This is a genomic window from Rhizobacter sp. P2_D12, assembly GCF_056404395.1.
Genome location: NZ_JBFUEB010000026.1, coordinates 1 through 13,074 on the forward strand (window position 1 = coordinate 1; position 13,074 = coordinate 13,074).

Sequence of the window (13,074 nt, forward strand, 5' to 3'; positions counted from 1 at the left end):
ATGCCGGTGGCCGCTTTGTCGCGGGCCAGCAGCGCCCCGACGGCGGCGGCGATCTTCGGATTCCAGGCGCCATCGGCGATGGCCTGTCACGTGTGTCGGACCGCATCGGCCAGCTCGCGCACGCGATGTCCAGTTCGACCGACAACATCGACCCGACGTTGAACGCGGCGAAGGAGTTCGGCGACGTTGTCCGGCCGCTCGGGCGGGGCCTTTCCGTGCTGTTCGGGCGCAGCGCCGAGCGCAAGAAGGAGCGCTGGTACAACCGATTCTGGACTGCGCTGCGCAACCTTGGCGGCGACAAGAAGGCCAGCGCCGCCACCAGCAGGGTCGGATGGTTCGGTCCCGGAGCCGGCGCGGGCGGCGAGGCCGGCGGCGGTGGCAGCCTGATCGGCTCCATGGTCGGCGGCCTGTTCGGGCGAGGGAAGGGGTTGCTCGGCCTGCTGGGCAAGGGCGCCGGCCTGCTGAGGCGACTTCCCTTGATCGGAGGGCTGATCACTGGCGGCTTGGCGCTCGGCAGCGTGTTCGGCATGAACGACGACCCCTCGAAGTCAGACGAGGAGAATCGCGCGGCCCGCTACCGCGACACCGGCGGCGCGCTGGGCATGGGCATCGGCGGCATTGCTGGTGGCGTGCTCGGGTCGCTGCTTGGGCCAGCTGGCACGATCGCCGGCGGCTACCTCGGGTCGATGCTCGGCGAGAAGGTCGGCCAAGCGCTTGGTGACTGGTCGAAGCAGCTCATGGATGCCAACCTGCCCGGGAAGATGATGGCGGCCTGGGATGAGGTCACGTCCAGGGTAGGCGAGCTGTGGGCAGGCGCGAAGGGCGCGGCCGGCAAGGCCGTTGACACGGTTAGGGACGGCGCGAACTGGGCCAACGACGCGGTCAAGGGCGCGACCGGTATCGACGTGAAGGCGACCGCCGGCCGGACGGTGGATGCCACGAAGACTGCGGCAGTGGCAGCGGCGAACGCCACCGTGGACGCAGCGAAGGTCGCGGCCCCGATCATCGCCGATGCTGCGGCGGCCATGGTGCCCGAGACCATCAGGAACGTGGTGGGCGCGGCCTCGAACTGGGTTCTGGGCAAGACCAGTGCTCGCTACGAGTCGGGCGGCAAGGGCGCCGGCGCCGTGTCATCGGGCCGCGGCGATCGGGGCGGCGTGAGCTACGGCACGTACCAGCTCTCCTCGAAGACCGGCACGCTGGGGGAATTCCTGGGATCGTCCGGCTACGGCGACCAGTTCGCGGGCCTGACGCCTGGCACTCCGGCGTTCGCCGCGAAGTGGAAGCAGATCGCGAAGACCGATCCCGCCTTCGGCGACGCGCAGCACAAGTTCATCGAGGACACGCACTACAACCCGCAGGTGGCCAAGCTGAAGGCTGCGGGCATTGATGTAGGTGGCAGCGGCGCCGCCTTCAAGGATGCTGTCTGGTCCACCGCAGTGCAATTCGGCGGAGATAGCTCGCTGATCCAGAAGGCACTTGCCGGCAAGGATGCGAGCAAGATGAGCGACGCCGAGAAGGTCGCCGCCATCCAGGACTACAAGAAGGCGAACAACGACGCCCTGTTCAGGAACAGCAGCCCGTCGGTGCGCGCCGGCACGCTCGCGCGAGCCAGCGCCGAGAGGGACTCGCTGCTGCGCCTCGCCGGCGCGAGTGCTGCGGGCAGCGGGAGCATTCCGCTGGGCGCGGGCGCGAACATCGCGGGGGTCTCGCAGAACAGCATTCCTCCGCTGCCCATGGCCAACGTGCCGCCGTCGGTGCCGACGAACCTGCCCAAGCCGCCGGAGATCCAGGCGATGCCGACGAAGCTGAACAGCGACCCGCGCGCGCCGCAGAGCGTTTCGGTCACGCTGCCCGAGACGACTGGCCAAAATGTCGGAGACCGCGCGCTGGCTCACGTCGTGAGCGGCGGGATCGGCGCGGTGGGATAGATCAGCGCTTGAGGCTGTAGGTGCCGTCCATGGTGCTGCCGGCGTTCAGCCCGCAATGCCGCCCGCAGTCCTTCGTCGTGACGACCAGATTGCGCCCCTTGAACGTGAAGATCACAACGCACATATCCGCCATGTCGTCGCTGGTGTAGGCGGCGCTGCTTTTGTCGGTGAACACGGCGCGCCCCTCCAGTGAGCAGGTGTTCTGCCCGGCCTGGCTCTGCATCTGAAAGCCGGCGACGCCGTCGACCCGGATCAGCGCCACGGAAGCGTCCCGCTTCTGGTAGTGCTCGACCTCCTGAGCTGCCGCCGCGAACGTGGATGCAGCGAGGGCGAGGGCGAGGACGGCGGCTTTCATCGGGGCTCCGGGTGGGAAGGAGCCCTATTGTGCCGCCCGTATCAAACGATACCCCGCCGCGACCAGCGCCTCGGCGTCTTCTGGCTGCACCGCCCAGAACGGCCCGGGGTGAGTCCCCTCGCCCATGTGCAGGATGGCGCGGCCAGGCGCCGAGACGAGGATTTTCTCGGCCTGGGATTCGTTGGCGAAGGCGATGCAGTCGTGCACCATCGTCCCATCAGCCTTGAGCTTGCGGAGCAGGAAGTTCATTCGTCCACGTCGTCGAAGATGCTGCGCGTGCAGTCGGCGTTCATCAGCGTGCCGTCGGGCGCGTAGTGGCAGCCGGTCTTGTCCCAGGGCACGCCGGGGAGCCTCCCATGTGGCAAGGGTTTGCCGACCTTTTCGGTGCCGGGCCGCAGTGCATGTTGAACGGCCTCTATGATTCGCTTCAGGTAGGTCTCCTCGCGCTGACGCTTCTTGCCGCCATGCTTTAGCGGAGAGCCCTCCATCATGTTGTCGCACACGTAACCAGCGCCGACAGAGCAGACGAACGATCGAACGTCGTGCTCACCCATTGCGCCCCAGAAGGCGCACCACGAAGCGCTCCAAGCCCGGCTGTAGCAGACAACGATGATGCGGCCCCGGCCTGGCGAGAGGTCTTCGGTGATGACGCGGATCGGATCGAGGCCAGGAACATCCTCGATCAGCAGGAGCTGCGCGGCCTTGGTAGTCAGCTTCACGACTCTTCTCCCGGAAAGCCGAGTTTCAGCGGTGCGACACCCTGGGCCGAGCCAGCAGCCAGCGCCTGCAGCCCGACCTGGCGGATCGCGCCATTCACGTAGCCGCTGACCTCGGCCTTCGCGTGCTCGACGGTGCGCTCGATGTGCTCGCCGAACTGCTCGGCGACAAAATCCTGGGTGGAGCCGACGCCGCGCTCGGCGAACATCACATGATCCAGTAGCTCCTTCTGCTTCTTCTGTGACAGCCCGCTCTCGGCGATGGCGTTGCGCAACGCCTGCAAGTGCTGCATGGACCGCTGCACGGCCTCACTCGACTCGCGCTTGAACTGCTCATGGCGGTTTGTCGGTCGGGCGATACCGGGTATCGGCTGACGGTCGATCTGCCGCAGCGTACAGGGCGTGCCGGCGCCGATGTTCATGGCGGACACGAAGTGCGCCCAATGCGCCTCGGAGACATCGACCTCGATCAGCCTGTCCATGTTGCTGGAATGCACCCAATCGTTCGACAGGTCACGCACGACCTCGGCGCGAGCGATGGAGATCCGGATGAAGCCGTTGTGCCGGAAGTCGCTCTGAAACAGGCTCGTGTCGCCGCCGACGCGATTCGCCTGAATCACAGCGTAAGCGGGATGGCGCTCGATTGTCGCGCCAGACCGGCTTGCATGCCCATATGGTTCGATGGTGGGCTCGACGGTGCGAGCCCACGGGTTCTCTTCATTGCTCATGGCTTGTTTTCCGTGGTGATTTACAGGCCGAACTTGCCGAGGCAGATGGGGCCGATGAAACGCTCGATGCTCTCCTCGGCGGTCAGCTCGCGGCCGCAGATCGAGCAGTTGCCGGTGCGCTGGCCGTAGGCCTTCGCGGCCTCGGCCGGGCTCGATGCAACGGCCAGGATTCGCTTCTGCTGATCGTCGGAGCAGGCTTCGGTCTTCAGGAACTTGCCGCCCAGCACCTTGCCGAGGTAGACGGAGTCATCGTCAACCTTCGTAGTGACGTAGATGCCGCCCGGGTTCCTGCTGTCCTGGCCGGCGGCCTTGAAGACGAACTCGTCCAGGCGCATGGCCGGCTTCTTGACCCCGTTGTCGCGCGCGGTGTCGAACAGGGCCTCAATCTCGGTTGTGGTGATCGTGGGCGCCGTCGCGCGCGTCGCGTCGGCGGCCCGGCTGCGTTCCAGGTTGTTGCGCACGGCGGCGAGCTGGCCCTGGCTCAGGGCGCCGAACTTGCTCACGTCGGCCGCGAGGGAGGCTGCGAAGCTGTTGCTGACCATGTTGTCCACCAGCCAGCCCATCTCGGCCGGGTGCGCAAGGGCCCACGAGGTGGCTCGTGCGGCGGCAGTTTCGGGAATGGCGATGGCTTGCATGGTTGTCGTCCTGGTGTTGTTGGTAACAACTGTACATGGATACGATAACAACTGCAACACTTCTGGAAAACGGCCCGCAACAGAGCGCGAGGTTTCTCTCAGACTGGGCGCCAACTACCCATCACCCAGACAAGGGGCGAGCCATGTCCATTTCCAGCCAAGACGCCCTGAAGGGCTTCTACTCCGCCAAGCAAGCGATCGGCGCCCCGTCGATCAACTCGGATGCCACGTTCGAGATCGAGGGCCACGAAGACCTGGTGTTGAACACCAAGCAGTTCCCGTGGCCGGTGCTCGGCACCTTCGGCGAGATCGAAGTCGCGACGCCGATGGGTGGCATGTACTACAAGCCGCAGCAGCTCAAGACCGCGCAGCAGGGCCCGATCACRTTCACCGAGACGGTGACCGGCCRGATCATGCGCTTCATGGAGGAAGTCCTGCAGACGGGTGGCGAGTTCAACGCCACCGTCTACGAAGGCACTCCGGATCGCTTCGTGCGCGCATACAAGATTAGGGGCTGCTTCTTCCAGCCGGATCAGCCGGATCGCGACTGGGAAAACCGCGCGCAGATCACACTGATCAACGGCACGTTGTTCTTCAACTACTTCGGCGACAAGCTGGCGCCGAACGCCACGAGCCTGTAATGCAGCTCGGCGCGCTCGCTGCCGAGTACCTGGCTTCCCGCTCGCCCGGGTGGCTGGTGCTCGACGACGAGCAGGTCAAGGACTGCGCGCTGACCGCCGCGCGGTTCTACGCTGGCTTCGGCGACATCCGCAGCGTCTCGTCGTCCGACGTGCTGCAAGGCGCCGCTGGCGCCGGCGAGCCGCTGCCCCTGCCGCAAGACCCCGAGCTGTTCCCGACGCCGGCCCTGCCCATCAAGGACTTGAGCCTCATCACCGAAACGACCGAGCTGTCGGTGGGCGAGTGGGCGTTGATCCGCCCGCTGTTCACCCTGTACTGCGAGCGCGAGCACGCGCAGCGCCTGGAGGCCTCGCGCGGGCTGGGCGTCGATGTGTATGGGCGATCGGTGTCGGAGATCAGCCAGGAAATCGGCACCATGGAGAACGAGACGATCCCCCAGAAGGCGTTCGTCCATGCGGTGATCGAGGTGGTCTGACATGCAGATCGCAGATGCGGCCGGCACGCCGCTGCGCGGCGACCTGGTCACCCGCGTGGTCCTCCGCACGGACCTGACGCCCATCCCCAGCACCATTGAGGTCGAGGCGCTGCGCACCGACGAGACGGTCAAGTCGTTGGCGGAGGGCGCCACGATCCAGGTTGGCGGCGACATGATCGAGTACCTGATCGTGAGGCAGGGTGTCGCAATGACCTCGGGCCTTGCGCGCGGCACGCGCGAGCTGGCCACCATCTCGGCCGTGGGCATCCTCAATTCGTGCGCCGCCGTCGGTCGCCGCCTGCAGCGCAGCATCATCCGCGAGGGCTCGACCTTCGCGGAAATCTACCGCTCAATCGGCGCGTCGGCCGTCATCGATACAGACTTCACCGTGCCGGTCTTCGCCTGCTACGTGGGAATGCTGCCGACGCCGGAGATCGCCCGCGTCCTGCAGGAGGAGGCGGCCACCGTCTACCTTTCCGGCGGCAAGCTCCTGTTCCGCCGCCTGGACGACATGATCCGTCAGAAGGCGAACGTCGAGTTCACGGCCGACCTCACCGAGGAGGCCAAGAGCGACTACCTGGAGCGCCACGCGGTGCCGTTCGCCTTCACGACCACGCCCGACGGCGCCCTCCTTGCGACCAAGCGAGAAGCCGCGCGCGGCATCTTCTACCGCCCGCGCGCGGACACGCGCATCCTCAACAACGTCAGCTCGGCCCTGATCCAGCGCCGCAAGATGCGCCTGGGCCTGTCGCCCGAGCTGAACGCCGGCGCGCGGGTCGACGTCGACGGCGCCGCGCATGTCGTGATCACGGCGGCGCATGTGCGCGCCACGCCGAGCGAGAACGGCGCCGGCGACGAGTACACGCAGCTCTGGCTCGGGGAGTTCGTCAAGTGAGCGAGGGGCCTCTCTACGGCAAGTGGCCGGGCGAAATCGACAGCTACGACGCCCCGTCGCGGACGTGCCGCGTGCGCATTCCCGGGATAACCGACGGCTCCAGCGTGCTGCCGCAGGCGGTCTTCGAGTACCCGATTGGCGACCGCTCGGACCACGCCGACAGCAAGAGCCACACCGAGATCCGCGTCCTCGCGAACGATGCCGTCTGGCTGGAGTTCGAGTGCGGCGATCCGCGCTTCCCCATCATCACGGGGTTCCGAGACAAGCGACAGGGCAACCCGACCGGCTGGCGGCGGTGGCGACACGCCAACATCGAGATGACGGCCGACAATGAGCTGATCATCAACGCCACCAAGGTGACGTGGAACGTCTCGGGCGACGTGATCGAGCACATCGGTGGCAGCCAGACCACCGACATCGGCGGCAAGCAGAAGACCGACGTGAGCGGAGCGATGGAGAGCACGGCCGCCACGTCCAAGCACAGCGCGGCCACGCACCAGTTGACCGCGCAGACAAGCATTGCCGGCTCCATCTCCACGTCCGCCGGTCCCGGCGGCAGCGGTGCGTCGCTGCAGGGCCCGGTTTCCATCGCCGGTGGCAGCCTGACGCACAACGGCAAGAACGTGGGCGCGACGCACACCCACAACGAGCACAACGTCAACGGCGGGCCGACCGACCCGCCCAACTAGGAAGCCCAGGAGAACCCAGCATGAAATCCATTCTGTTCAAGTTCGAGTCGATGGGCGCAGGTAACGACAAGGCCCTGCGCGACATCAGCAAGCTCTTCGACCGCGCCGGCGCACAGGTCGTGAGCAGCGAGGTCGCCAAGACGCTCACCAAGCGCGCGGGCGTGTTCTTCCGCAACGTCGACCTGACGTTCGCGGACGGCCAGCGCGTGACGCTGGGCGTGAAGGAGACCGGCGACGTGTTCGAGGTCAAGATCAACGGCTCCGTTGTGCCGCTGCGCAACCAGGACGACCACGCGAAGACGGTCGCCGAGATCGCCTCGCTGCTGGATCGGCGACGCGTCGCGTTCCAGCGCGCGATGACCCGTGTGCAGGTACCGATCCCGCCCAGCGCGCGTGTCTCGCGCACGACGTTGCTGGCCGCCAAGACCGAGAAGCGCGACGCGCTGAAGGAGGCGGTGAGCCTCGCCGAACAGGAACTCGCTGAGCTGAACGGCGCCGCGGCCGTCGCGTAGCGCGCCAACCGTCAACGCCGCCGAGAAGCCCGCAGTCGCGGGCTTTTTCAATTCGGAAAACAGGGCTCAGCCGCGAGGGTGGCCAGAAAAAGAATGCCCTCAAGCATTGGCGTGGTTGCCGTGCTGATCGTGCAACCTTTCTGGAGCTACCCAGTGACCCAACCGAAGTACACCACCCGCGCGACGAACGAGGTCGCCGAATTCCTCGACGCCGTGACCGCCCACAAGGGCAACACGACGGCCGTCCTCGACTCGATCAAGAACGACTCCGCCGTCAAGGTTCCCGCCGCTCTGAACGAAGTCCTCGGAAAGGTCAGCGACCGTGACGAGGCCCGCGTCCTCGACAGCGTTGCGCTCGGCATGTCCAACTACGAGCGCGAGCACGGCGTCGCGCCCACCGCCGACGTGGTGGAGGCCGCCTTGCAACAGGGGCAGTCGGCGTTCCGTGGCATCGACGGCAACGGCCACTTGCTGGACGGCGTCTCCAACAGCGCGAGTTCGAGCCACAGCGAGCCGATGTCGCTGCAAGCGAACCGCGCCGTCGTCGCGATCCTGTCGGCTATCGCCGAAGCCATCCCGTTCGCCGGCTATCTGCCCGTGGATATCGGCTCGAACCAGGCCAAGCTGGCGATCCTGTCACACGTCGCAGGCACGAGCTTCGGTTCGTACTCCGCTGGCGCCATCATGGACGGCACCAGCGTCGGCGACGTGTATGCATCGTCCGCGCGGCAGGTCAAGCTGGACCTGTCGGGTAACGCGCCCTACGCCAGCAAGTTCACCGGCACGAACCTGACCACGGCCGGCAACACCGCATACTGCGATCCGGCCGGCACTGGCGTGCCTGTGCTGCGGGGCCGCACTATCGTCTATGTGAACGGCAAGATCGCCGCGCAGGACTCGGCCAGCGGCTCGGCGGCGAACAGCCCGTTCTCCGGAACCGTTCGCCTTGCTGGCACGGACTACGCCCTGGTCGGCTTTGTCACTGTGGCCACCGGCGCCTTCCAGCTGACCTCCTCGACCCCGGCGCTGCCCGCGACCTGCAAGGTCACGGCGCAAGGCTTCATCGACTACGAAGCGGCTCCGGCGCTGATCCCGTCGATGATCGTCAAGGCCGATACTTACGACCTCTACGCGAACCCGTGGCGCGTGATGACCTCGGTCACGATGGACTCCAGTGGCCAGCTTCGCAACGAACTGGGACTGGATGCCGCGAGCGAGGCGCTGATGGCGATCCGCACGCAGATGGCGATGGAGCGCCACTACAACGCCCTGCGCATGGTGGCCGACCTTGGTCTGAACAACACGCAGTCGTTCGACTTCCAGTGGTCATCCCGCAGCCAGCAGATGGTGCGCGCGCAGATCTGGCAAGACCTGCAGGCCAAGTTCGCAGCGGTCGACCAGCAGATGGCGAACGACACGATGGATCACGGCATCACGCACTGCTACGTCAACTCGTTCTTGGCTGGCGTCATGCAAAGCCTGCCGGACACGATGTTCAAGTCGAGCGGCATCGCTGCGCGTCCGGGCCTCTACCGCGTCGGTCGCCTGTTCGACAAGTACGACGTGTACTTCAGCCCGAAGTACGTGCCGCAGGCCGCCGATTTCGCCTCCGCGCAGATCGTGTGCGCCGGCCGCAGCTCGCAAGTGGCTCGCAACCCGATCATCCTTGGCGACGCCGTCGCGCCKACGTTCCTGGATCTCAACATGCAGTCCGACCTGAAGCGCAACGCTGCGATGTATGCACGTGACTTCACGTCCGTCAATCCGCACGAGCCGTCGGCGCTGGGTTGCGCCCTGATCAACATCACCAACCTCAGCTAAGGCGAAGGGGCAAGCAATGGCAGGCAAGAGAGCCAAGGCTGCCCCCGCTTCTGCGGGGCCGGTGGAGGCGCAAGAGCACGTCGACGGTGGCGCGCAAGAGCAGGGCGGCGATAGCGATGACGCTGCGCTTGGCGGCGCGCAAGAGCAGGGCGACGCTGACTCCGGCGCCGTCGTGCTGGCGAACTCGTCCGTCGAGCACCCCATGGGTCGCTCTGACGATGGGGCTGGCCTGGTGGTCGAGGGCCAGGGCGCGCCCCAGCCCGACGCCGACACCTCATGGGCCCCGCAGTTCCCCATGCGCGTGACGATCTTCAATCACAGCAGCGCAAGCATCTCCTGCCGGGTCGCCGGTGCGGTGCTCGGCGCCGGCGGCTCGGCGACTGTCACGCTCATCGACGAGGAGCACGCCGAGATCGTGCAGAAGTCGCTCGAGGAGCTGGCCGAGTCCAACTTCATTCCGCTCGAAAAGCTGGCCGTCGTGCCGGCGTAAACAGACAAGGTGCGCCCATGAGTGGTTTCCGTTCCTTCACCCGTCAACTGGGATTCCAGCCTGGCGTCCAACTTAACCCGCTGCAAGACCAGACGGACGGCGTGGCGCCGGACAACTCCGACCAGATCGTTGGTCTCATGGCGCGTCTGACGCGTGGCCGCATCGACCAGCCTTTCCGAGTCAACCGCACCAACTTTCTCGCCAAGACCGGCGCGGCCGAGGCGGTGCGCGTGAACGCGCTGAACGAGGCCAAGCTGCAGATGTACGAGGCGCTGAACAACGGCGCCTTCGAGGCTGTCGTCCAGCGCATGGTGCCGGCGGCCGCGAAGAAGTCGTTCGCGGTGATCAACTTCACCGGCACTCCCACGTCCAGCTCCGAGACGATCGAGTTCTCGACGGCGGCCGCGGCGCCGACGGCGGGCTTCAGCATCTACCTGATGCACCACGACTGCTTCAACGACGGCATCAAGGTCGCTCTGCATGCCGACGCGACTCCGCTGACCGGTACCTCGGTGGCCAACACCGACGTGACGCTGCGCGTACTCGACGCTGGTGGCGTGATACTGCACGAGTTCTCCGGCTCGCTCGACCCTGCCGCCAAGGACGACTTCGGCGTGAGCCGCTACCTGCCCGACGTGGCCGCGACCCAGACGGATGCGGTGGATGTCGTCGTCGCGGCGAACGCCACGGTGCCGGTCACGTCCAATGCCTACGGCCGCGCGCTGTCGGGCAAGGACAACTGGGCGATCTCGCCCACGCTCATGTGCTTCGACGAGGGAGGCACCACCTACGTCGCCGCTGACTTCGACCGGTTCATCGACGGCCTGCGCGCCACGCGCAACGCCTACGGCTACCTGATCAGCGGCGGCAACCCGAACGTCTCGCTTCTGGGCAAACTGGCCGCACTGGCCATCGAGATCAACACGCCGCTGGAAATCGACGTGGCGGGCACGCTCGACGTGGCCGCAGCCATGACGTTTGTGGCGTCGCTGAACATCGACAGTCACTACATCCGCTTCCAGTGGGCTCCGCTGTCGGCTGAAGATCCGCTCAACGGCGGCCGCGTGGTCTGGGGAACAGGTGGTCTGCATGCCGGCCTGTCCTGCAGCCGCAACGCGCGGATCAACGCCAAGGGTTTCGCGCCCAAGAACTTCCCTGTCGCCGGCAAGGAATGGCCTCTAAACCGGGTCGGCGTGAAGCAAATGCAAGACCCGGAGGACCAGGAGTTGTCCGACCTGGCCAAGTCGCAGATCAACCCGGTCATCCTGGAGTCGTACAACGGCGGCAGCCGGTTCGTCTGGACCGACTCGCTGACGGCTGCGAAGTCGCGCGTCTCCTACAAGAAGCTCCAGACCGTGGCCGAGATGTCGGCGACCCTGGACAACTGGGTGACGCTGTACGGCAAGGAGCTGCTGCAACTGCCGATGAAGCTGTACATCAAGAAGATGACGGCCTTCCTCGAAGACCTGCTGACGGACGCCCAGGCGAGCGACTGGCTGGTCCCCGCCAAGAACCTGCCCGGCAACGCCGCCTTCGCGTTCACCGTGCGGCCCAGTGAAGTCCGGCCCGCCGACCTGGTGCTGATCGACTACTACACCAGCTTCGACGGCGTCGCCCGTCAGGTGATCGTGCAACAGACCCTCGTGAACTAATCGGAGACCCACTCATGTTCGCAAACCATCCCGCCGCGCGCGCCCTCCGCAATCTGGGTGCCTTCGACAAGCCCAAGACCCAGGCGCAGCTCGATGCCGTCGCCACCGAGAAGCAGGCGCTTCTCGATGCCACGGCCAACGCCGCCGGCCAGTTCGCCGCCGACAGCATCCGCGACGAAGCCATCGCGATGGTGCAGGGCTGGGCCGCCACGCAGCCTTCCGATCTCGACGAGGGCGAGACGCTGGCCGATCGCCTCGAAGCGATGGCCATCGGCGTCGCCGACGAGAACCAGGACGGCGACATCACCGAGGACGAGGCCGACATCGTCGATGTCGCCCTGAATGCCRTGCTCGACTACATGGTGGCCCAGGGCGTGAGCGAAGACGACGCCATCGCCCTGCTGGCCGACAAGGACGGCGACGCCGCCGACCGCGTGCACGAGCTGTTGGCCGGCAGCGAGGACGGCGACCAGGCGCTGGACTCGTTCGTCTTCGATGCCGATTCGAGCGAGGCCGTCATGGACGGCGTCCTCGACGCGGTCTACAAGAAGAAGATCGTGATCCGTCAGGGCAAGAAGATGCGCGTCAACAAGCGCGTCAGCGGCCACGTTCGCCTGTCCGCCGGCCAGAAGGTCGCTATCCGCAAGGCGGGCATGAAGTCGCGCAGCGCGGGGGCGCGTGTGCGGCGCATGAAGTCGATGAAGATCCGCAACCGCGCGGGTCTGTAATCGACCTGACCGATGGCCGCCTCGTCTCCGAACGGCTCGCAGCCCGCCCTCTCGTCTCAGTGGGGCGGGCTGTCGCCCAAGCTGATCGCGTCCTTCTTCGCGGTCAAGAAGCAGCCAGGCGCCAACGGCACCTTCATCTGGGTGCGCGACCTGTCGCAGCCCGAAGTGCTGGCGCCGCTCACCGACGGAAACATCGAGTCGGTCCAGAACTGGCAATCCCCGTTCGAGAACATCGGCCCGGATCAGAAGCTGTCGACGCTGTCGTCGATGATCCAAGCCGGCGGCTTCAGCGCGCTCATCGCTCAGCTCAAGACCGTCTTCAAGTCGAGCCAGGCGCTCGACGACGCGGCCGCCAAGGCCAGCAAGTTCGAGGGACGCAGCAACCTCACGAAGCTCAACTCCACGCAGGTCTTCACCGGGAGCCCGCCGCTGAAGGTCACGCTGACAGCGCACTTCCGCGCCTACCAGGACGCGGCTCGCGAGGTGCGTGACCCCATGAACCAGCTCATGCAGTGGGCCCTTCCCAAGAGCATCGCCGCCGACGGCGTGGTGGGCAGCCTGGCGCGCGGTGAGCTGCAGCTCTACCCCTCCGAGGTGCCTCAGATCATCGGTCTGAAGTACGCCGACATGCTGCTTCAGCCGCTGGTCATCGAGTCGCAGCCTTACCCGCTCACGGGCCCACGCGACAGCAAGGGCAACCTGACGCATGCCGCCGTGACGATGAGCCTGGCGTCACTGACCGCGCTGGATCGGACCGACTGGAACTCGGCGCGCATCCTGTAGCGCGCCTCCCTTCAAGGCATCTCCC

General features: G+C 66.3%; 16 protein-coding genes. 11 read left to right on the forward strand and 5 right to left on the reverse strand.

Annotated features, from left to right (window positions below):
• Window positions 1-1,931, forward strand: a 1,931-nt coding sequence (locus tag AC1DYN_RS11215) for a VgrG-related protein (RefSeq protein ID WP_477959366.1), incomplete at its 5' end; no start/stop codon positions are given.
• Between the two features lies 1 nt (window position 1,932).
• Here AC1DYN_RS11215 and AC1DYN_RS11220 read toward each other — a convergent pair.
• Genes AC1DYN_RS11220 through AC1DYN_RS11240 form a run of 5 tightly spaced genes read right to left on the reverse strand, consistent with a single transcriptional unit; the run spans window position 1,933 to window position 4,365 of the window.
• Window positions 1,933-2,286 carry a hypothetical protein gene (locus tag AC1DYN_RS11220; RefSeq protein WP_477959368.1) on the reverse strand — a complete coding sequence of 118 codons (354 nt, stop codon included), beginning with the start codon at window positions 2,284-2,286 and terminating at the stop codon, window positions 1,933-1,935.
• Between the two features lie 24 nt (window positions 2,287-2,310).
• Window positions 2,311-2,535 carry a hypothetical protein gene (locus AC1DYN_RS11225; protein WP_477959370.1) on the reverse strand — a complete coding sequence of 75 codons (225 nt, stop codon included), beginning with the start codon at window positions 2,533-2,535 and terminating at the stop codon, window positions 2,311-2,313.
• Window positions 2,532-3,005, reverse strand: a complete 474-nt coding sequence (locus tag AC1DYN_RS11230) for a phiTE_072 family protein (RefSeq protein WP_477959372.1) — start codon at window positions 3,003-3,005, stop codon at window positions 2,532-2,534. Before AC1DYN_RS11230 ends, AC1DYN_RS11225 begins: the two co-directional genes overlap by 4 nt.
• A complete protein-coding gene (locus AC1DYN_RS11235) occupies window positions 3,002-3,730 on the reverse strand; it encodes a hypothetical protein (protein WP_477959374.1) in 729 nt (242 codons plus the stop codon). The genes AC1DYN_RS11230 and AC1DYN_RS11235 overlap by 4 nt, the downstream gene beginning before the upstream one ends.
• 20 nt (window positions 3,731-3,750) lie before the next feature.
• A complete protein-coding gene (locus tag AC1DYN_RS11240) occupies window positions 3,751-4,365 on the reverse strand; it encodes a DUF6011 domain-containing protein (protein WP_477959376.1) in 615 nt (204 codons plus the stop codon).
• 143 nt (window positions 4,366-4,508) lie between these two features.
• Here AC1DYN_RS11240 and AC1DYN_RS11245 point away from each other — a divergent pair, with 143 nt between their 5' ends.
• From AC1DYN_RS11245 to AC1DYN_RS11290, 10 genes are all read left to right on the forward strand, one after another.
• Complete coding sequence (locus AC1DYN_RS11245) at window positions 4,509-5,006, forward strand: hypothetical protein (RefSeq protein WP_477959378.1); 498 nt, start codon at window positions 4,509-4,511, stop codon at window positions 5,004-5,006.
• The gene (locus AC1DYN_RS11250) at window positions 5,006-5,479 is read left to right on the forward strand and encodes a hypothetical protein (protein WP_477959380.1); all 474 of its coding nucleotides are present in this window, start codon (window positions 5,006-5,008) and stop codon (window positions 5,477-5,479) included. The genes AC1DYN_RS11245 and AC1DYN_RS11250 overlap by 1 nt, the downstream gene beginning before the upstream one ends.
• Before the next feature lies 1 nt (window position 5,480).
• Entirely contained in the window at window positions 5,481-6,374 is an 894-nt protein-coding gene (locus tag AC1DYN_RS11255; RefSeq protein ID WP_477959382.1) for a hypothetical protein, read from the forward strand.
• Entirely contained in the window at window positions 6,371-7,063 is a 693-nt protein-coding gene (locus AC1DYN_RS11260; protein ID WP_477959384.1) for a hypothetical protein, read from the forward strand. Before AC1DYN_RS11255 ends, AC1DYN_RS11260 begins: the two co-directional genes overlap by 4 nt.
• A 20-nt stretch (window positions 7,064-7,083) precedes the next feature.
• Window positions 7,084-7,575 carry a defense against restriction DarA-related protein gene (locus tag AC1DYN_RS11265; RefSeq protein WP_477959386.1) on the forward strand — a complete coding sequence of 164 codons (492 nt, stop codon included), beginning with the start codon at window positions 7,084-7,086 and terminating at the stop codon, window positions 7,573-7,575.
• A 153-nt stretch (window positions 7,576-7,728) separates the two neighbouring features.
• Window positions 7,729-9,396 carry a hypothetical protein gene (locus AC1DYN_RS11270; protein ID WP_477959388.1) on the forward strand — a complete coding sequence of 556 codons (1,668 nt, stop codon included), beginning with the start codon at window positions 7,729-7,731 and terminating at the stop codon, window positions 9,394-9,396.
• A 16-nt stretch (window positions 9,397-9,412) separates the two neighbouring features.
• The gene (locus AC1DYN_RS11275) at window positions 9,413-9,886 is read left to right on the forward strand and encodes a hypothetical protein (protein ID WP_477959390.1); all 474 of its coding nucleotides are present in this window, start codon (window positions 9,413-9,415) and stop codon (window positions 9,884-9,886) included.
• Between the two features lie 137 nt (window positions 9,887-10,023).
• Window positions 10,024-11,538: a hypothetical protein gene (locus AC1DYN_RS11280; protein WP_477959392.1), complete on the forward strand. Its 1,515-nt coding sequence runs from the start codon at window positions 10,024-10,026 to the stop codon at window positions 11,536-11,538.
• A 14-nt stretch (window positions 11,539-11,552) separates the two neighbouring features.
• Window positions 11,553-12,266 carry a hypothetical protein gene (locus AC1DYN_RS11285; RefSeq protein ID WP_477959394.1) on the forward strand — a complete coding sequence of 238 codons (714 nt, stop codon included), beginning with the start codon at window positions 11,553-11,555 and terminating at the stop codon, window positions 12,264-12,266.
• Between the two features lie 12 nt (window positions 12,267-12,278).
• Window positions 12,279-13,049, forward strand: coding sequence for a hypothetical protein (locus tag AC1DYN_RS11290; RefSeq protein ID WP_477959396.1), 771 nt, complete (start codon window positions 12,279-12,281; stop codon window positions 13,047-13,049).
• The last annotated feature ends 25 nt before the right edge of the window (window positions 13,050-13,074 follow it).

Bases quoted from the DNA above. Each gene is read 5' to 3' on its own strand.
- AC1DYN_RS11275 (WP_477959390.1), top strand. From the start codon at position 9,413: ATGGCAGGCAAGAGAGCCAAGGCTGCCCCCGCTTCTGCGGGGCCGGTG.
- AC1DYN_RS11240 (WP_477959376.1), bottom strand. From the start codon at position 4,365: ATGCAAGCCATCGCCATTCCCGAAACTGCCGCCGCACGAGCCACCTCG.
- AC1DYN_RS11235 (WP_477959374.1), bottom strand. From the start codon at position 3,730: ATGAGCAATGAAGAGAACCCGTGGGCTCGCACCGTCGAGCCCACCATC.
- AC1DYN_RS11265 (WP_477959386.1), top strand. From the start codon at position 7,084: ATGAAATCCATTCTGTTCAAGTTCGAGTCGATGGGCGCAGGTAACGAC.
- AC1DYN_RS11280 (WP_477959392.1), top strand. From the start codon at position 10,024: ATGGCGCGTCTGACGCGTGGCCGCATCGACCAGCCTTTCCGAGTCAAC.
- AC1DYN_RS11250 (WP_477959380.1), top strand. From the start codon at position 5,006: ATGCAGCTCGGCGCGCTCGCTGCCGAGTACCTGGCTTCCCGCTCGCCC.
- AC1DYN_RS11290 (WP_477959396.1), top strand. From the start codon at position 12,279: ATGGCCGCCTCGTCTCCGAACGGCTCGCAGCCCGCCCTCTCGTCTCAG.
- AC1DYN_RS11225 (WP_477959370.1), bottom strand. From the start codon at position 2,535: ATGAACTTCCTGCTCCGCAAGCTCAAGGCTGATGGGACGATGGTGCAC.
- AC1DYN_RS11255 (WP_477959382.1), top strand. From the start codon at position 5,481: ATGCAGATCGCAGATGCGGCCGGCACGCCGCTGCGCGGCGACCTGGTC.
- AC1DYN_RS11220 (WP_477959368.1), bottom strand. From the start codon at position 2,286: ATGAAAGCCGCCGTCCTCGCCCTCGCCCTCGCTGCATCCACGTTCGCG.